The sequence below is a fragment of the Pseudomonas sp. ZS1P83 genome (assembly GCF_054897825.1).
The window spans coordinates 743835-761621 of the sequence record NZ_CM142706.1; the positions used below are offsets into that span (position 1 = coordinate 743835).

The 17787-nt window shown below is 60.4% G+C and carries 17 protein-coding genes and 1 pseudogene; 13 read left to right on the forward strand and 5 right to left on the reverse strand.

Annotated elements, in window-relative coordinates; translation table 11 throughout:
• Positions 1-2 precede the first annotated feature (2 nt).
• Positions 3-1220 carry an alanine transaminase gene (gene alaC, locus ACYZT0_RS03630; RefSeq protein ID WP_462044659.1) on the reverse strand — a complete coding sequence of 406 codons (1218 nt, stop codon included), beginning with the start codon at positions 1218-1220 and terminating at the stop codon, positions 3-5.
• A 139-nt stretch (positions 1221-1359) separates the two neighbouring features.
• On the opposite strand from alaC, the gene ACYZT0_RS03635 reads away from it, so the two are divergent.
• The 9 genes from ACYZT0_RS03635 (at position 1360) to ACYZT0_RS03675 (ending at position 11923) form a co-directional block, all read left to right on the forward strand.
• Positions 1360-2022: a LysE family translocator gene (locus ACYZT0_RS03635; RefSeq protein WP_462044660.1), complete on the forward strand. Its 663-nt coding sequence runs from the start codon at positions 1360-1362 to the stop codon at positions 2020-2022.
• A gap of 67 nt (positions 2023-2089) precedes the next feature.
• Positions 2090-2578: a GyrI-like domain-containing protein gene (locus ACYZT0_RS03640; protein WP_462044661.1), complete on the forward strand. Its 489-nt coding sequence runs from the start codon at positions 2090-2092 to the stop codon at positions 2576-2578.
• A gap of 259 nt (positions 2579-2837) precedes the next feature.
• A complete protein-coding gene (gene kdpF, locus ACYZT0_RS03645) occupies positions 2838-2936 on the forward strand; it encodes a K(+)-transporting ATPase subunit F (RefSeq protein WP_095130908.1) in 99 nt (32 codons plus the stop codon).
• Between the two features lie 167 nt (positions 2937-3103).
• Complete coding sequence (gene kdpA / locus ACYZT0_RS03650; RefSeq protein WP_462044662.1) at positions 3104-4810, forward strand: potassium-transporting ATPase subunit KdpA; 1707 nt, start codon at positions 3104-3106, stop codon at positions 4808-4810.
• Positions 4811-4820: 10 nt separating this feature from the next.
• Positions 4821-5501: a K(+)-transporting ATPase subunit C gene (gene kdpC, locus ACYZT0_RS03655; RefSeq protein WP_462044663.1), complete on the forward strand. Its 681-nt coding sequence runs from the start codon at positions 4821-4823 to the stop codon at positions 5499-5501.
• A gap of 11 nt (positions 5502-5512) precedes the next feature.
• A complete protein-coding gene (gene kdpB, locus ACYZT0_RS03660) occupies positions 5513-7582 on the forward strand; it encodes a potassium-transporting ATPase subunit KdpB (protein ID WP_462044664.1) in 2070 nt (689 codons plus the stop codon).
• Between the two features lie 54 nt (positions 7583-7636).
• Positions 7637-10330 (forward strand): DUF4118 domain-containing protein, encoded by a 2694-nt coding sequence (locus tag ACYZT0_RS03665; RefSeq protein ID WP_462044665.1) that lies wholly within the window; start codon positions 7637-7639, stop codon positions 10328-10330.
• A complete protein-coding gene (locus ACYZT0_RS03670; protein ID WP_462044666.1) occupies positions 10327-11019 on the forward strand; it encodes a response regulator in 693 nt (230 codons plus the stop codon). The genes ACYZT0_RS03665 and ACYZT0_RS03670 overlap by 4 nt, the downstream gene beginning before the upstream one ends.
• Positions 11020-11425: 406 nt before the next feature.
• Complete coding sequence (locus tag ACYZT0_RS03675; RefSeq protein WP_462044667.1) at positions 11426-11923, forward strand: GNAT family N-acetyltransferase; 498 nt, start codon at positions 11426-11428, stop codon at positions 11921-11923.
• A 94-nt stretch (positions 11924-12017) separates the two neighbouring features.
• Here ACYZT0_RS03675 and ACYZT0_RS03680 read toward each other — a convergent pair whose 3' ends face one another.
• Positions 12018-12503: a GNAT family N-acetyltransferase gene (locus ACYZT0_RS03680; protein ID WP_462044668.1), complete on the reverse strand. Its 486-nt coding sequence runs from the start codon at positions 12501-12503 to the stop codon at positions 12018-12020.
• A 142-nt stretch (positions 12504-12645) separates the two neighbouring features.
• Here ACYZT0_RS03680 and ACYZT0_RS03685 point away from each other — a divergent pair, with 142 nt between their 5' ends.
• From ACYZT0_RS03685 to ACYZT0_RS03695, 3 genes and pseudogenes are all read left to right on the forward strand, one after another.
• The gene (locus ACYZT0_RS03685) at positions 12646-13071 is read left to right on the forward strand and encodes a YybH family protein (RefSeq protein ID WP_462044669.1); all 426 of its coding nucleotides are present in this window, start codon (positions 12646-12648) and stop codon (positions 13069-13071) included.
• A 112-nt stretch (positions 13072-13183) separates the two neighbouring features.
• Complete coding sequence (locus ACYZT0_RS03690) at positions 13184-13528, forward strand: YciI family protein (protein WP_462044670.1); 345 nt, start codon at positions 13184-13186, stop codon at positions 13526-13528.
• Between the two features lie 116 nt (positions 13529-13644).
• Positions 13645-14877: pseudogene (locus tag ACYZT0_RS03695) on the forward strand (RNA polymerase sigma factor); the annotation flags it as partial.
• 16 nt (positions 14878-14893) lie between these two features.
• Here the strand turns inward: ACYZT0_RS03695 and ACYZT0_RS03700 are convergent.
• Both ACYZT0_RS03700 and ACYZT0_RS03705 read right to left on the reverse strand, forming a co-directional pair.
• Positions 14894-15667, reverse strand: coding sequence for a 5-oxoprolinase subunit C family protein (locus tag ACYZT0_RS03700; RefSeq protein ID WP_462044671.1), 774 nt, complete (start codon positions 15665-15667; stop codon positions 14894-14896).
• Entirely contained in the window at positions 15649-15840 is a 192-nt protein-coding gene (locus ACYZT0_RS03705; RefSeq protein ID WP_462044672.1) for a hypothetical protein, read from the reverse strand. Before ACYZT0_RS03705 ends, ACYZT0_RS03700 begins: the two co-directional genes overlap by 19 nt.
• A gap of 185 nt (positions 15841-16025) precedes the next feature.
• Between ACYZT0_RS03705 and ACYZT0_RS03710 the strand changes: the two genes are divergently transcribed.
• Positions 16026-16523, forward strand: coding sequence for a hypothetical protein (locus tag ACYZT0_RS03710; protein ID WP_462044673.1), 498 nt, complete (start codon positions 16026-16028; stop codon positions 16521-16523).
• 59 nt (positions 16524-16582) lie between these two features.
• Here the strand turns inward: ACYZT0_RS03710 and ACYZT0_RS03715 are convergent, their stop codons facing one another.
• On the reverse strand, positions 16583-17686 hold the full coding sequence (locus tag ACYZT0_RS03715) for an enoyl-CoA hydratase/isomerase family protein (protein ID WP_462044674.1): 1104 nt from the start codon (positions 17684-17686) through the stop codon (positions 16583-16585).
• Positions 17687-17787 lie beyond the last annotated feature (101 nt).

The following is a 17787-nucleotide window of genomic DNA, read 5'->3' on the forward strand; positions in this document are numbered from 1 at the left end:
TGTTAGCTATTGGTTTTTGATACCAACCCATCCGCCCGAAACATCCCGCGAATCCCGCGTACTGCCTGACGAATCCGGTCCTGGTTTTCGATCAGCGCGAAGCGCACGTGATCATCCCCGTACTCACCAAACCCTACACCCGGCGAGACGCAAACCTTGGCTTCGGCCAGCAGTTTCTTGGCGAACTCCAGCGAGCCCAAGTGCGCATACGCCTCGGGAATCTTCGCCCAGACATACATCGACGCTTTCGGATTCTCGACCATCCAGCCCAGTTCATGCAGGCCTTTGACCAGCACGTTGCGACGTTGCCGATACTGCTCGGCGATGTCTTTGACGCACTGCTGGTCGCCTTCCAGCGCCGCAATGGCCGCGACTTGCAGCGGGGTGAACGTGCCGTAGTCGTGGTAGCTCTTGATCCGTGCCAGGGCGTTGACCAGTTCGGCATTACCCACCATGAAACCGATGCGCCAACCCGCCATGTTGTAGCTCTTGGACAGGGTGAAAAACTCCACCGCGATGTCCTTGGCGCCCGGCACCTGCATGATCGACGGGGCTTTCCAGCCGTCGTAGACGATGTCCGCGTAAGCCAGGTCGTGCACCACCAACACGTCGTACTGCTTGGCGAGGGCGATCACCCGCTCGAAGAAATCCAGCTCCACGCACTGGGCGGTGGGATTCGACGGGAAGCCGAGGATCATCATTTTCGGTTTCGGAATCGAGCCGCGAATCGCGCTTTCCAGTTCGGCGAAGAAGTCCACGCCCGGAATCAGCGGCACCGAACGCACCTGGGCGCCGGCAATCACCGCACCGTAGATGTGAATCGGATAGCTCGGGTTCGGCACCAGAACGGTGTCGCCCTGGTCGAGGGTGGCCAGCATCAAATGCGCCAGGCCTTCCTTGGAACCGATGGTGACGATGGCTTCGCTTTCCGGGTCGATGTCGACTTCGTAGCGTTCCTTGTACCAATTGGCAATCGCCCGGCGCAGACGCGGAATGCCCTTGGACGTCGAGTAGCCGTGGGTGTCTTCGCGCTGGGCGACGGTGACGAGTTTTTCGACGATGTGCGGCGGCGTCGGGCCGTCAGGATTGCCCATGCTGAAGTCGATGATGTCTTCGCCACGACGACGGGCGGCCATCTTCAGCTCGGCAGTGATGTTGAATACGTAAGGGGGAAGTCGATCTATGCGCGCAAAGCGGCGCGGCGAACCTGGGTTGGCCATTGTTGCCTCGGATAACGTGAGCGCCCGGAACCGTCCGAGCGACGCTGGTCACTGCGGTGACCTGTGGCGGAATGTAAGGGCTGATGTGGCAAACTGTCCAGCGACTATGTAAACAAATTTGTCCGAAGGAAATCGGTTGATGGAATTTACCAGTGGCTTCTTGCTGAGCCTTTCGCTGTGCCTGGACATCGGCGTGGCCAATATCGCGATGATCACGTTGGCAATGCAGCGCGGCTATTTTCAGGGCTTTGCGCTGGGTTTGGGGACGTGTGTCGGCGACCTGATCTACGCCGTGCTGGCCTTGGCCGGAATGACCGTTTTGCTGCAATACGAAACCGTGCGCTGGGTGCTGTGGATCGGTGGTTCGGCACTGTTGCTGTACTTCGCAGCGAAGATGATCTATTCGGCGATTCACCATGAGGCGGTACTGGCGCAGTCCACAGAGGTGGGTCAGAACTCCCATCGGCGGGAGTTTTTCCGCGGGATCTTCCTCGCCATGTCGTCACCCAGCGCCATTCTCTGGTTCGCTGCGGTGGGCGGCACATTGATCGCTCGTTCTGGCGGCGGCGGTGCACTCAGCTCAGCGCTGTTTCTCGGTGGGTTTCTCTGCGCCGGCGTGCTCTGGTGCGTCACTTTGTGCTTCGCGGCGAGTCACGGCGGCAAGTTGCTGGGTGACAAACTGCTGCGTTACTCCTATATGGCATCGGCGGCGATCTTCTGCTATTTCGCGGTCTACGTGATCCTATCGGGTTATAACGAGTTCGTCGGCGCAGGCGCCGTCGAGCAGTTGCACGCACTGTAATTGGGCGAATCGGGTTTGGCTTCTATACTTCCAGCCGAACCCACTTTTTTGTTCCAGGAGTTGAGTCATGGATGAGCAAGCAGACTTCAAACTGGCCGAGCCACGCTTCGAGAGCGGGCATTTTCTGCTCATTGCCGGGCTTGGCGGACGATTTACCGCAGACACCACTAAAGGCATTCCCGATCTCTGGGAGAAATTCATTCCCGAGATTGGCAAAATCCCCGGTCAAAAAAGCGAAGTGACCTACGGCATCTGCTGCAATCCGGATGGCAAGGGCGGCTTCGAATACATTGCCGGCGTCGAGATCGACAAGCTCGACGACCTGCCGGAGAAGTACCGTTGGGTCGAGGTCCAGCCTCAGCGCTACGCGGTGTTCGAGCACAAGGGCTCGCTGGATACCTTGCCGCAGACTTTTCAGTACATCTGGAAAACCTGGTTGCCGCAGTCCGGTAAAGAAGCGGCGGACGCCCCGGAATTCGAACGCTACAGCGACGACTTCAATCCGAAACTCAACACCGGTGTGCTGGAAATCTGGCTGCCGCTCAAATCGGATTGACCCAAGCCCCGGGCGGGCACTTCACTGTGCCCGTTCGTGACTGTCGTTGACTCCTCGCATCACCCTGCACACCGCCCGTTTCGCTCGATCTTTACGCCGTCTTAATACCGCTGCCCCCAATCAGTGTCCGTCCTTGATACCCCCTCACTTAACCTGCAAGGCGCAGATGAGAGCGCGAATTCAGTGCGTTTTTTTGCACTGACGCGCTCTGCCGGTACCCGATTGCGGGTGTCCTTTCGTTTTGTCAGGGGGAGCTGTCTTGTTAACACTCGAGTTCATTTACATCGCCAGCGGCCTGTGTGCCGCCCTGTTGTTTGCCTACCTGGGTTACGCCCTTATCCGTGCAGAGAAGTTCTGATGGCCGCAGTCATTGCGGCACAGGCTTTTTTATCAGCCCGTCAGGGCGGTCTTGAGAAAGGAAATCGGCAATGTACGACCTGATCTTTATGGGGGTTAGCGTGGTGTTTTTTGCCGCGACAGCCATGGTCATCGTCGCCATGGGCAAGATTTGAACGGAGCATCGACATGTTGAGCACTATGCTGGAATTTGCGGTGATTCTCGGGTTGATGACCGGACTCGCCGTGTTGATGGGCAAGTGGCTGACGCTGGTATTTACCGGGCGCAACCATGCCTTGGCGGAGCGCGCTACCTATCGTCTGCTGGGGATCGATACGGCCGAAGCCATGGGCTGGGCACGTTATGGCTCGGCCCTGCTGCTGTCGAACGCGGCGATGATGTTGCTGGGTTACATCGTGTTGCGCTTGCAAGGTTTCATGCCGCTCAACCCCTTGGGGCTGAACGCGCAAACGCCTGATCTGGCGTTCAATACCGCTGCGTCCTTTATCACCAACACCAACTGGCAGGCTTATTCAGGTGAAACCAGCCTGTCCAATTTCAGCCAGATGGCTGTCATCACCTTCCTGATGTTCGTCGGCGCAACAGCGGGCGTTGTGGCAGCGGCGGGTTTCATTCGCGGCCTCAGTCGGTCGAATTCCGCTGATATCGGAAACTACTGGGTGGACTTCACTCGCACGCTGTACCGGGTGATGTTGCCACTGTGTTTTGGCATGGCGCTGGTTTATGTCTGGCAAGGCATGCCGCAGACCCTGAGTTCCCAGGCCCTGGCCACCACTCTGGAAGGTGCGCAGCAGCAATTGATCGTCGGCGCGGTGGCGAGCTTTGAGTCAATCAAGCACATCGGCACCAACGGCGGCGGCTTCTTCAGCATGAACGCCGCCCATCCGTTTGAGAACCCGACTCCGCTGACGAACATGCTGCATATCCTCAGCATGCTGCTGATCCCGTCGGCGCTGACGTACACCTTTGGCAGCATGCTGATGCGTCGGCGTCAGGGCTGGGTGTTCTTTGGCACGTTCCTGGTGATGTTCGTCGGCTTTCTGAGCATCGTTTACACGGCTGAACAAAGTGGCAACCCCCTGCTGACCCGTGTGGGCGCGGACCAGGTGCTGTCGGCAACCCAGAGTGGCGGCAACATGGAAGGCAAGGAGCTGCGCTTCGGGATTGCCGACACCAGCTTGTTCGTGACCACCACCACCGGCGCCACCACCGGTTCGGTGAACGCCATGCATGACTCGCTGACGCCCATGGGCGGCTTCGTACCGCTGGCGCAGATGATGCTCAATTGCGTGTTCGGTGGTGACGGCGTGGGCTTTATCAACCTGATCCAGTACGCGCTGCTGACGGTGTTTCTGGTGGGCATGATGATCGGCCGCAGTCCCGAATTCCTCGGCAAGAAGATCGAGGCACGGGAGATCAAGCTGGTCATGCTCTCGGTACTGGCGCACCCCATCTGCATTCTCGGCTTCACCGCCCTGGCGGCACTCTGGCCGGACACCCTGAACAGCCTCAACAACCAGGGGCCCCATGGCTTCAGCGAGGTGCTCTATGCCTACACCTCGGGCACTGCCAACAACGGTTCGGCGTTCGCCGGATTGAATGCCAATACGCCGTTCTTCAACACCACAATCGGTCTTGCCATGTTGCTCGGACGTTTCTTCACCATGCTGCCGATGCTCGCGGTCGCAGGTTCCTTGGCGATGAAAAAGAACATCCCGGCCGGTGCAGGCACCATCCCGACCGCCACACCGCTGTTCATGTTCCTGGTGGTGTTCGTGGTGCTGGTGGTGGGCGGCCTGACGTTCCTGCCGGCGCTCGCGCTCGGCCCGCTGGTCGAGCAACTGCAGTTGCTGACCGGCCAGACCTACAAGTGAGGGAGCTGTGATGACTCAAGTACAACCAAAAACCAAGGTGCAATTTCTGTTTACCGGGCTGTTGCGCCCGGTGCTGATTTCGGCGGCGTTCTTCATGCTACTGACCGGGGTGGCGTATCCGTTGTTCACCACGCTGGTGGCCAACGTGCTGTTCCCGTTTCAGGCCCAGGGCAGCCTGGTTGAACGGGACGGGCTGGTGATCGGTTCGGCGGTGATCGGCCAGCATTTCACCCGCCCCGAGTATTTCCAGGGCCGTGCGAGCATGACCCTCGGCGCCGATCCACTGGACCCGAGCAAGAGCGTGGCGCAGCCGTACAACGCAGGTTCCAGTGGCGCCAGCAACCTTGGCCCTACCAGCCAGAAGTTGATCGACGCCGTGGCCATGCGGGTCGAAGCCTACCGCCGGCAGAACGGCCTGGCGGCAGATGCGCAGGTGCCGGTGGATGCGGTCACCTCGTCGGCTTCAGGCCTGGACCCGCACATTTCGGTGGCCAACGCACAGATTCAGGCGGCGCGCGTCGCACGCCTGCGCCACCTGCCGGAAGCCGATCTGTTGAAGCTGGTGAATACCCACACCGAGCAACGCACCTTCGGCCTGCTCGGCGAGCCCCGGGTCAATGTGCTGCAACTCAACCTCGCGCTGGATGCTCTGGCGCCCGCGCATCAGCCACCCCTTGCGGCCAGTGAGTAAGAGAAACAACTATGAGTAAGCAAGCTCGTTTGCCTTTGTTCGACCGTAAGTTGTTGCTCACGGCGTGCCTGGATGCCTTCAAGAAGTTGTTGCCCCAGGCGCAGTGGAAGAACCCGGTGATGTTTGTGGTGTACCTGGGCAGCATTCTCACCACGCTGTTGTGGTTTCAATCACTGGTCGGCAAGGGTGAAGCCTCCAGTGGCTTCATTCTCAGCATCACGTTGTGGCTATGGTTCACCGTGCTGTTCGCCAACTTCGCCGAAGCCCTGGCCGAGGGGCGCAGCCGGGCCCAGGCGGCCAGCTTGCGCGGGATGAAGCGCCAGACCATGGCCAAGCTGTTGCAACAGCCTCGGCATGGCTGCGCCTGGATGCCAGTGCCTTCCAGCGAACTGCTCAAGGACGCGGTGGTGTTGATCGAAGCCGGCGATTTGGTGCCCCTCGATGGCGTGGTGATTGAAGGCGTGGCGTCGGTGGATGAAAGCGCGATTACCGGCGAATCGGCACCGGTGATTCGCGAGGCGGGTGGCGACTTTTCATCGGTCACCGGCGGGACAAAAGTGCTGTCGGACTGGCTGGTGGTGCGCATCAGCGTCAACCCCGGCGAATCGTTCCTGGATCGCATGATTTCCATGGTCGAATCCGCGAAACGCCAGAAGACTCCCAACGAGGTGGCGCTGACCATTTTGCTGGTGGGCCTGACATTTTTGTTTCTGCTGGTAATTGTGACCCTGGGCCCGTATTCGATGTTCGCGGTGGCCATGAGCGGAGGCGACGTGGTCAGCGCAACGGTGTTGGTGGCGCTGCTGGTCTGTCTGATCCCCACGACCATTGGCGGTCTGTTGTCGGCTATTGGTGTGGCGGGCATGAGCCGGATGATGGCGGCCAACGTCATTGCCACCTCCGGGAGAGCAGTGGAAGCGGCGGGCGACATTGACGTCCTGCTGCTGGACAAGACCGGCACCATCACCTTGGGTAACCGCCAGGCCAGCAGTTTCCTGCCGGCGCCCGGGGTCAAGGAATCGGAACTGGCCGACGCCGCGCAACTGGCCTCGCTGGCCGACGAAACGCCGGAAGGGCGCAGCATCGTGGTGCTCGCCAAGCAGAAGTTCGACCTGCGGGCGCGGGACCTCAATGCGCTGCGCGCCAGCTTCGTGCATTTCACCGCGCAAACCCGCATGAGCGGCGTCGATCTGGCGGGCGGCCGGAGCATCCGCAAAGGTGCGGCAGATGCCATTCGCCTGCATATCGAGGCGCTGGGCGGCAGCTTCCCGCCCGCGTTGCAGGCCAGGGTCGATGAAGTCTCGCGCCGTGGCAGTACACCGCTGGTTGTGTGCGATGGCCAACAGGCATTGGGCGTGGTCGAGCTCAAGGACGTGGTCAAGGGTGGCATCAAGGAGCGCTTTGCCGAACTGCGGCGCATGGGTATCAAGACAGTCATGATCACCGGCGATAACCGCCTGACGGCGGCAGCGATTGCCGTGGAAGCCGGGGTCGACGACTTTCTTGCCGAGGCTCGGCCGGAAGACAAGCTACAACTGATCCGCGACTACCAGACCCAAGGCAAGCTGGTGGCGATGACCGGAGACGGCACCAACGATGCGCCGGCACTGGCCCAGGCGGACGTGGCGGTGGCTATGAACAGTGGTACTCAGGCCGCCAAGGAAGCGGGCAACATGGTCGATCTGGACAGCAACCCGACCAAGCTGATCGAGGTGGTGGAAGTCGGCAAACAGATGCTCATGACTCGCGGCGCGTTGACTACTTTCAGCGTGGCCAACGATGTGGCCAAGTATTTTGCTATCGTACCGGCCGCTTTCGTCGCGACCTACCCGCAACTGGGCGCCCTGAATGTGATGCACCTGAGCAGCCCGAACTCGGCGATTCTCAGCGCGGTGATCTTCAATGCCCTGATCATCGTGTTTCTGATCCCGCTGGCGCTCAAGGGCGTGACCTATCGAGCCATCGGCGCGGCGGCGTTGCTCAATCGCAACCTGCTGATCTATGGACTGGGTGGCGTGCTGGTGCCGTTCGCGGGGATCAAGGTGATCGACATGCTGTTGGCCGGGCTCGGCCTGGTTTGAAAGGACTGACTGCACGGCGCCCTGTGTGGCGCCGTGCAGTTCAAAAGGATTGCCATGCCCGTTATTGATACGTTCATCGCTTCACGTGATGGCCGCCCAGATCCCGACGCGCTGTTGGAGAAGCTGCAGCAGGACGAACAGGCCGCCCTGCGTGGGAAACTGCGCATCTATTTCGGTTCCAACGCAGGGGTGGGGAAAACCTGCGCCATGCTCACCGCGGCCCAACGCGAAGTGAACCAGGGCCGTGACTTGGTGGCTGGCGTGATAGAAACCCATGGCCGCCGGGAAACCGCGGAACTGCTCGCCGGCCTGGAACTGCTGCCGCGCTATAACGTGATGCATCGCGAGTGTGCCCTCAGCGAGTTCGATCTGGATGCGGCGTTGGCGCGGCGTCCGGCGGTGCTGCTGGTGGATGAACTGGCCCACAGCAACGTTCCCGGTTCGCGTCACCCCAAGCGCTGGCAGGATGTCGAAGAACTGCTGCGCGCCGGCATCGACGTTTGGACCACCCTCAATGTCCAGCACCTGGAAAGTCTTAACGATATCGTCAGCGGGATCATCGGCATCCGGGTGCGCGAGACCGTGCCCGATCATCTGTTCGACGATGCTCATGAAGTGGTGGTGATCGACCTGCCACCCGATGACCTGCTGCGCCGTCTCAAGGAAGGCAAGGTCTACTTGCCGCCCCAGGCCGAGCGCGCGTCCCGGCATTTCTTCCGCAAGGGCAACTTGCTGGCCTTGCGCGAGCTGGCGCTGCGGCGTACCGCTGATCGCGTCGATGCACAGATGCGCGTCTATCGCCGCGAGCGGTCCATCAACACCCTTTGGCCCGCGCGCGAGCGTTTGCTGGTCGGAGTGGCAGGGCACCCGTCGGATGATCGTCTGGTTCGTGAAGCGGCGCGTCTGGCACAAAAGCTTGAGGCGGACTGGATTGTCGTCCATGTGCCTTCGGTGCAGCGCCGTGGCGCAGATGCGAGCCGCTATGCCGCCGCCATGAAGGCCTTGGCGCTGGCCGCCGAATTCGGTGCCGACACCGCCACGCTGTCCGGCATGGACGTGGCCGAGGCGCTGGTGGCGTTTGCTCGTGAGCACAACGCCAACCGCCTCGTGTTGGGGCATTACCCGCGCAAGGTCTGGCAGTTCTGGCACCAGTCGGTCAGTGACCGCATCAGCCGTCGCCATCCCGAGATCGATCAGATTGTCATCGCTCATGGCCCGTTGCCCATGGTGGTTGCGGTTGCGGTGAATACTGAGGCAGCGCTGCCACCCAGCAGGGCACCGGCGTATCTGTGGGCCAGCCTGGCCTGTTTTGCCGCCACGGCGGTGGCTGCCTTGCTGTTGCAGGTGTTTGATCTGGCCAACGTGGTCATGCTGTTTTTGCTCACGGTGGTGCTGGTCGCCCTGCGTTACGGGAGAGGGCCAGGTGTCTGGGCAGCGATGCTGGCGGTGCTGTGTTTTGATTTCTTTTTCGTCCAGCCACGCTGGTCGTTCACGGTCAACGACACCCAGTACTTCTTTACCTTCGCCCTGATGCTGGGTATTGCGTTGATCACCGGGCAGCTCACGGCACGCTTGCGTCATGAAGCCCGCACCGCCGCCGGTCGTGAGCGGCGCGCGACGTCGTTGGCCAGGCTGGCGCGCGACTTGTCGGCGGCGCTGACGGTGGAACAGATCACGGAGGTGGCGCTGCGCACCTTCAGCGGCGTGTTTGAAGCGCGGGTCGGGCTGACACTGCCGGACGCCACAGACAGTGTCCACGCTCGTGGCGCCGGAGCATTCCCGATCGATGAAAGCATTGCCCAATGGGTTTACGACCATGGCCAACCTGCCGGTCAGGGCACCGATACGCTGGCCGCCGCTCAGGGCCGCTATTTGCAGTTGAAGGCGCCAATGCGCGTGCGCGGAGTGTTGGTGCTCGAGTTGGCTGAACCCGAGCGATTGAACGAGCCGGAAGAGCAGCGCCTGCTGGAGGCCTGCATGAGCCAACTGGCAATCGCGCTGGAGCGGGTGCATTTCGTCGAGGTGGCGCAAAGCACCCTGGTGCAGATGGAGGGTGAGCGCATGCGCAATACCCTGCTGGCCGCGATCTCTCATGACCTGCGCACGCCGCTGACCACCATTATCGGCGCGGCAGATGCAGCGGCGCCCCATGCGCCGCCCGGACCACTGGCGCAGTTGCTGGGCGGTATCCGCGATCAGGCCAGCTCCATGCAGCGGTTGATCGAAAACCTGTTGGACATGGCCCGGATGCAGGAACGCGGTGTGCGCCTCAACCGGCAATGGCACTCACTGGAGGAAATCGTCGGCAGCGCTTTGCGTCAACTGCGCGAGCCGTTGGCGCGGCATGTGGTGCGCACCGCGCTGTCGCCGCGGTTGCCGTTGGTGGAAGTCGATGCGCTGTTGATCGAGCGTGTTCTGGTCAACCTGCTGGACAACGCCGCCAAGTACACCCCGGCCGGAACGCTGGTACAGGTTGTGGCCCGGCAAGAGGAGGACAGCATTGTGCTGGAGGTGATCGACGCCGGTCCCGGTTGTCCTCAGGGCAGCACGCCTCAGAGCTTGTTCGAACCGTTCACTCGGGGTCAGCAGGAGTCGGCCGTTGCCGGCATCGGCCTTGGGCTGGCGTTGGCAAAACGTATTGTCCAGGCCCATGGCGCAACGATCGAGGCTCAGCCTCAGGCCACCTCGGGCATCCGCTTTGTGATCACTCTACCGGCGGGTCACCCGCCTTCCATGGAATCGCTATGACCAGTGCACGCATCCTCATTGTCGAGGACGAGGCCAACATCCGCCGTTTCGTCGGTATCGCGCTGCAAGACGAAGGTTTTCAGGTGTTCGAGGCCGACAACGTCAAACGCGCCCTGATCCACGCCGCCAGTCGTCAACCGGATCTGGTGATTGTCGATCTGGGCTTGCCCGACGGTGACGGCAAACAATTGATCAGCGAGCTGCGGGGCTGGATGACGGTGCCGATTCTGGTGCTGTCGGCCCGTGATCGTGAAGAGGAGAAAGTGGCCGCACTGGATGCGGGGGCGGACGACTATCTGGTCAAACCCTTCGGCGTGCCCGAGTTGCTCGCGCGTATCCGCGCCCAGTTGCGTCGGCATGTGCAAAACGGGACCGCCGCGGTCACCAGCAAGGTGACATTCGGCATGATCGAGGTGGACATGGCCACGCACGAGGTCCGGCGCGAGAACCAATCGGTCCATCTAACGCCCATCGAGTATCGCTTGCTTTGCGCGCTGATTCGCGGACAAAGCCGGGTCATGACCCATCGCCAGCTACTGCTGGAAGTGTGGGGCCTGGATTACGTCGATCGTGCTCACTATCTGCGGGTGCACATGGCGCACTTGCGGCAAAAACTGGAGGCCGATGCGGCCCAGCCGCAGCATTTCATCACCGAATTGCAGGTGGGATATCGCTTGGTGGGGCTGTAAAGCACGGCGGACGCTGGTCGCAGCGCCTGGCCGTGTGTCGCTCACTTGTCTTTCTTGATCCGGCGCTCGCGCAGGAAATCGATGTACAGCGTGATGAAGCCGAACGCGGTAATGCTGAACAACACGAGTAGGCCGATTTGAGTCGAGCTCATGATCAAAGTCCTGGGGGTGGGACGAGGAGCGCTCAACCTGCCGTGGCAGGGTGTCGTCAATCGTCGAGGACTAGATAGATAATACGAACCCTGGGCCTTGGGTAGCGGTTATATGAAAGCTTTACGGCGCCGTCGTTGAACCCTATGCACTTCATACGAGAGGTGGGTATTGGGCGTTCGAGAGCAAGCAAGTATTGTTAGACTCGGCGAGCGTTATCCTGTCATCTCACTTGCCCCAAGGTCTGCGCAGCGCCATGAACTCGACGAACCCTGTTATCCGATACGTCCTGCCTGCTGATCTGGACCGCTGCTACGCCATCGAAACCGTGGCCTACGAAGGCGACGAAGCCGCTACGCGCGAAAAAATTGCCACCCGCATCGCCACCTGGCCCGAGGGTTTCATCGTCGCCGAAGTCGATGGCATGGTGGCCGGTTTCATCAATTCCGGTGCGGCGTTTCAGGTGGAAATGTCGGACGAGGCGTTCAAGGAACTGATCGGCCACGACCCGGCCGGCCCGCACGTGGTGATCATGTCGGTGGTGGTGCACCCGGATTACCAGGGTCAAGGTTTGGCGAAACGCTTGATGGGCGAATTCATCGAGCGGATGCGCGCGTTGGGCAAGACCAGCATTAACCTGATGTGCAAGGAGCGGCACATTCCGCTCTATGCCGGGTTCGGGTTTGCCTACATCAAGCCTTCCGCCTCGGACCACGGCGGCATGGCGTGGCATGAGATGGTGTTGGATCTTTGAGAGGAGCAAATGACTTCTTGAGAGATAAGTTTTTAATGGACTAAATTCAGACCTTGTTGCGTTGGCCATCCTGATCGTTACGGCCCTAACCACCTCAGAAAGTCAGACTCATGCGCCGTTCATACCCGATACGTCCCCTATAGGCTTCACCGCTGTCGACCCAGCCGAATGTTGCGTAGAGCGCGATGGCCGGCTCGTTGTCCGCATCCACCGATAGCTCCAGCGCTTTTATCTCCGGAAACGCCTGACGCGCCACGTCGGGCAGGGCTTGCAGGCAGGCTTTGCCATAACCTTTGCCCTGAGAGCGCTGATCGACTTGCAAGGCATGCAGCGTGGCGCTGTGTTCATTGGCCCACGCCGGCAACACGGGCGGGCGCTTGAGCAGCAGAAAGGCCACGGGAACATCCTCGGCCAGCAGGGCAAATCCTTTGACGCCGGGGCCGGGTTTGGACAGCAGGGTGTGCAACGCACCGTGGATGTCGCCGGAGAACTTGATTTGTTCTTTGTGAACTTCAATGGCCTCGACCTGCTGGCGCTGGCGCGCGTTCAGGCTTTCGTAAGGCACGAGACGGGCTGTCACTGGAGTGTCCTTTTTCCAACATAAATGTGTTTCGAATTCTAACGAGTTTGCGTTCCCGGATTATTTTTATTTCGGCTGTCGATTTGGCGTTTCGCCAGACGACTAAGGGTGTCTTCACCACAAAAAACCACGGAGAACCACCATGAACGCTACACACGAGATCCAGACCCTCATCGACACCTACCGTCAGGCGGTCATCGCCAAGGATATCGAGAAACTCATGCCCCTGTATGCCGACGACATCGTCTCCTACGACGCGGTCAAGGCCCTGCAATTTCGGGGTAAGGCGGCCTACCGCGCGCATTGGCAGGAATGCTTGGAAATGTGCCAGGGCGCGCACAAGTTTGACTTCGACCAAATGAACATCGTGGCGGACGAGCACATCGCCTTCGCCCATTGGCTGGCCCATTGCGGCGGCACTAACGAGAAGGGCGAAACCCAGGCCTGCTGGATGCGCGTGACCGCCTGCTATCGGCGCGACGATGGGCAATGGCGCATCGTCCACGAACACTGGTCGGCCCCGTTCGACATGATGAGCGGCACGGCGCTGTTCAACCTGGAACCGTGAGCGTCGGACTGATTTGTCGGGCTGGTCGTCGGGAAACAGCGCTAACGCCTCAATCAGCAGCCAAAGTTGATCAGTTCGATCTGGGCTGAGCCCCAAGAATGGAGAGCTTTCCATGAAGTATTTATGCTTGGTCTATAGTAACGAACGCGAGTTGCACTCGCTGCCCGAAAGCCCGGAGGACGCTGAATGCATGGCCTATGCCGAGTCGATCCAGGGCAGCGGCCGAATGGTCGCCGCCGAGGCGCTGGAGTCGGTGCAGACCGCGACCACCGTGCGCATGCGCAACGGCAAAATGTCGATCACCGACGGTCCATTCGCCGAAACCAAGGAGCAGTTGGCCGGCTTCTACCTGATTGATGCCAAGGACCTCAATGAAGCCATCCAGGTCGCCGGCAACATCCCGGCGGCCCGGGTTGGCTGTGTCGAGGTGCGTCCCGTTCGCCAGTTGAATCCCTGAATAACATTCACAAAACAGGAGATCTTAATGAGTCCGCAACCCTATAAAAAACAGCACGGTTGGGGACAAAGCCTCGATCGACGGGTGACGTTGGTGACCGAAGGCATGCCCGACTGATGTCTGTCGAGTCGGTACGGGCGCAGGTCGAGCAGGTTTACCGCGAAGACTCGCGGCGGATTCTGGCGACCCTGATCCGTTTGCTCGGCGATTTCGACCTCGCCGAAGAAGCCTTGCACGAGGCGTTTTTTGTCGCGGTCGAGCGCTGGCAGCGTGACGGGGTACCGGACAATCCGCGTACCTGGCTCGTGTCCACGGGGCGTTTCAAGGCCATCGATGTGTTGCGTCGGCGCGCCCGCTTCATCGCGTCGCAACCGATGTTGATCGCTCAACTGGAGGCGCTGGAGCAGGTCAACTGGAGTGACGAAGACGTGGAAGACGATCGCCTGCGCCTGATCTTCACCTGTTGCCACCCGGCACTCGCGGCGGACGCGCAGGTGCCGTTGACGCTGAGGGAAGTCTGCGACCTGACCACGGAGGAAATCGCCCGGGCCTTTCTGTCGGCGCCAGCGACCATCGCCCAGCGCATCGTGCGCGCCAAGGCCAAAATCCGTGACGCGAAAATTCCTTATCAGGTGCCGACCCTGGCGGAATTGCCCGAGCGCCTGGACAGCGTGCTGCGGGTGATTTACCTGGTGTTCAACGAAGGCTATTCCGCGTCAGTCGGCACCGAACTGACCCGTGAGGATTTAACCCGCGAAGCGATTCGGCTCGGTCGTTTGTTGATGGAATTGCTGCCCGAATCCGAGGTGATGGGGCTGCTGGCACTGATGCTGCTGCATGAGTCGCGACGTCCGGCACGGACGTCAGCGAGCGGGGAGTTGATCGTGCTGGATGAGCAGGATCGCACGTTGTGGGACGCCGAGATGATTGCTGAAGGTTGCGCACTGGTAGAACGGGCGCTGGCGACCCGGCGTTTCGGGCCTTATTGCTTGCAAGCGGCGATTGCGGCGGTGCATGCCGAAGCGTCCACGGCGGCGCAAACGGACTGGCTGGAGATTGTGGGTCTGTATGACGTGCTGTTGCGGGAGGTGCCTTCACCGGTGATTGAATTGAACCGTGCGGCGGCGATTTCCAAACGGGATGGGCCGTTGGCGGGGCTGACATTGGTTGAAGGGATTCTGGCGCGGGGTGATTTGCTGGATTACCACTTGGCACACTCGGCTCGGGCCGAGTTTTGTCGGCAGTTGGGACGGGTTGAGGAGGCGAGGGCGGCTTATCAGCGGGCGCTGGAATTGACACAGCAGGTGCCGGAACGACGGTTTATTGAGGCCCGGATTCAGGCGTTGGATCGAGCCTCCCGAAACGTCAGACCGCCCCAGCGGGGCGAGGGGAAAGGGGGCCGATCTTCACGCCTTTCAAAACTTGATGGGTAGATTCCAGCACCCGAACCATCCCGGGACGAAACGGTGGGCCACCGGCCGGGGTGAGGTCGATTACACCGTGCAGGTTTTGGCTTTCCAGCGCCTGCATCAGGGCGTGGGCGCGGAAGCGCAGAACCAGATCCAGCTCGGGGGCGCCGATTTCCAGCAGCAGATGCGTATCGCCCGACAGTCGTGCAACCAGCGAGCCGGACACAGCAAAACCGTGTTGACGGAAAGGCTCAGGGCGTGAAAGCGGTGTGTCAGACACATCAATGTCGACTGACGCGGCCTTTTCGCGAGCAAACCCGCTCCCACAGGGGGTATCCCATTTCAGGACGAGGTTGCGGGCGGTCTTGAGATCGACTGGGAGGAACTGCACTTTATCCCCAGCCTTGAGCTGCCCAAGCTGCCAAAGATCTGCCTCGATCACCGTCACCGGGCAAACAAACCCACCGAGGCTAGGGCCTTCCGGACCGAGGATTACCGGTGAAATCCACTGCACCAATGGCGTACGGATTGTCAGAATATTCGACGGATGCAGCCCCGCCTCACCACCGAAGGCACGCACCCATTCAGGCTTCGGCCCGATCAATCGCACACCGGTTCGGCTTGAGTTGAAATGCACTTCCCACTGAGTGGCAAAAAAGGTGCCGATGTAGTTTTCGGTGACGTATTCCGGTGCGCCATGCGGACCATAAATCAACCGGATCTGCCGCACCGCCGGTAACGCGGTGACCTGTTCTTCTTCCAGTTGTTGACCCGCAGCAGCACGGTGTTCAGCGGCACGGTTTCACCGTTCAGCGCCAATGGAATCATCGCGCCTGAGACCGCCACAACCGCATCGCAATTGAAGCGCAGGCCGCTGATCTGAAGGTTTACGTTGCACCGCAAGGCCCATGGTGGCGCCTTTTTTTGATAGGGAAAATGAAAAACCTTTCATCGGCGACTTGTTTCAATGTGTTTCAAGAACGCACCAGATTTCGAATTCGATGTCTGATCTTTTGACAGTCACCGAATAATTGACTGTCGCCTGCCAGCGTTGCTGGTGTGGCTCACTCGCGGTCCAGGAGGCCGCCATGCTCTGTCGAAAAAAGCTCGGCCAAATTCTTCTGATAGCTGTATTGGGATTGTCTCTTGGTGCATGCGTGCCCTATTCCGATGGAGGAGCCAGCTACTACAGTTCCGAGGTCTATACCTCGCCAGCGCCAGCCTATTATTCCGATGGCGGGTCTTACTACTCAGATGGCGGCGGTTATTACACGCAACCCCGCCGGTACTACGCCCCGCCAGCGCGGTATTACCAGCCAACGCCGCGGTATTATTACCAGCCGCGGGTTTATCAACCGGCACCACGCTATTACCAGTCGCCACGAGGCGACTATCGGGCCCAACAGAATCACGGTTGGGATGGCCGTAACCGCGATTATCGGGTTCAACAGAATCATGGTTGGGATGGCCGTAACCGCGGCGGTCGGGACAACGACTATCGCGGACATGGCGGGCGGGACAATCGTGGCGGACGGGGCGATCACAACGGTCGCGGCGATTACGATGGACGGGGCGGCCACCGTTAAACACTCATAAAAAAGCGGCGCATGAAGCGCCGCTTTTTTATGCCCGGATGTCAGTACTCCTACAGGTCAGCCAGCGGATGCCGACCTTCCCAAGCCTTATGGAAATGCGCTTGCACCACCGCATCCGGCACGTTGTTGACGTCCGGCCAGTGCCAGTGAGGTTTCTGATCCTTGTCGATCAACCGCGCGCGTACGCCTTCGCTGAACTCCGGATGACGGCAACAGTTGAGGCTCATGGTGTATTCCATCTGAAAGACTTGAGCCAACGACAGGTGCCGGGCGCGAGTAATCTGCTCCCACACCAGATGAGCGGTCAGGGGTGAGCCTTCGCTCATGGTTTTCGCTGCACGGCTGAGGAGCAGATCCGTGTTGTCGCGCAACTGGCTGATCGCCTTCCAGGCGCAGCGCACGTCACTGACATCCAGCAACTCATCGATCTGCTGGCGTCGTGGCAACCACTGGGCTTCGGGCATTTGCGCGAGCGCTTCCTGCTGCAACGCCTTGAGCAGACTGTTGAGCTGCATCGGCGTCTGTTCCTGCCAGTTCAGTTGCAGCAGGCCTTCGATCAGCTTTTCTTGCTGTTCATCGAGCAGGAAACGGTCGGCCAGGTCCAGATCGATCGCATCGCGACCGTTCATATGGGCGCCGGTCAGGCCGAGGAATAATCCGAGCTTGCCGGGCAGGCGCGACAGAAACCAACTGGCCCCGACATCCGGGTACAAACCGATACTGATCTCCGGCATCGCCAGGCGGCTGCTCGGCGTGACAATCCGGAGGCTCGCCCCTTGCAGCAGCCCCATGCCGCCGCCGAGCACATAGCCATGCCCCCAGCAGATCAGCGGTTTAGGGTACGTGTGCAGATTGAAGTCCAGGCGATATTCCGCCGCAAAGAAGTGCGCGGCCAACGGCGGCACTTCGCCTGGATGGGTGCGACAGGCTTCCACCAGACTGCGGACTTCACCGCCGGCGCAAAAGGCTTTGGCGCCTTTGCCGCGCAACACTACGCAGACGATTTGCGGCTCTTTGGCCCAGGCGTCCAGTTGATCGCGCAAGGCGTTGATCATCGGCAAGGACAGGGCATTGAGGGACTTTTCGGCATCCAGGCTGGCGATGCCGATGCGTGCGCCGTCGGTGCCGGTGAGTTCTTCGAAGTGCAGATTCATCGTGACCTCGATCGGGAATTTGAGCGTTCAGTATGATCGCTATGCAGGAAAGTGCCGGATCTGCGTCAGATCAATTGACAAGCGTGATGGGCTTTCCTAGG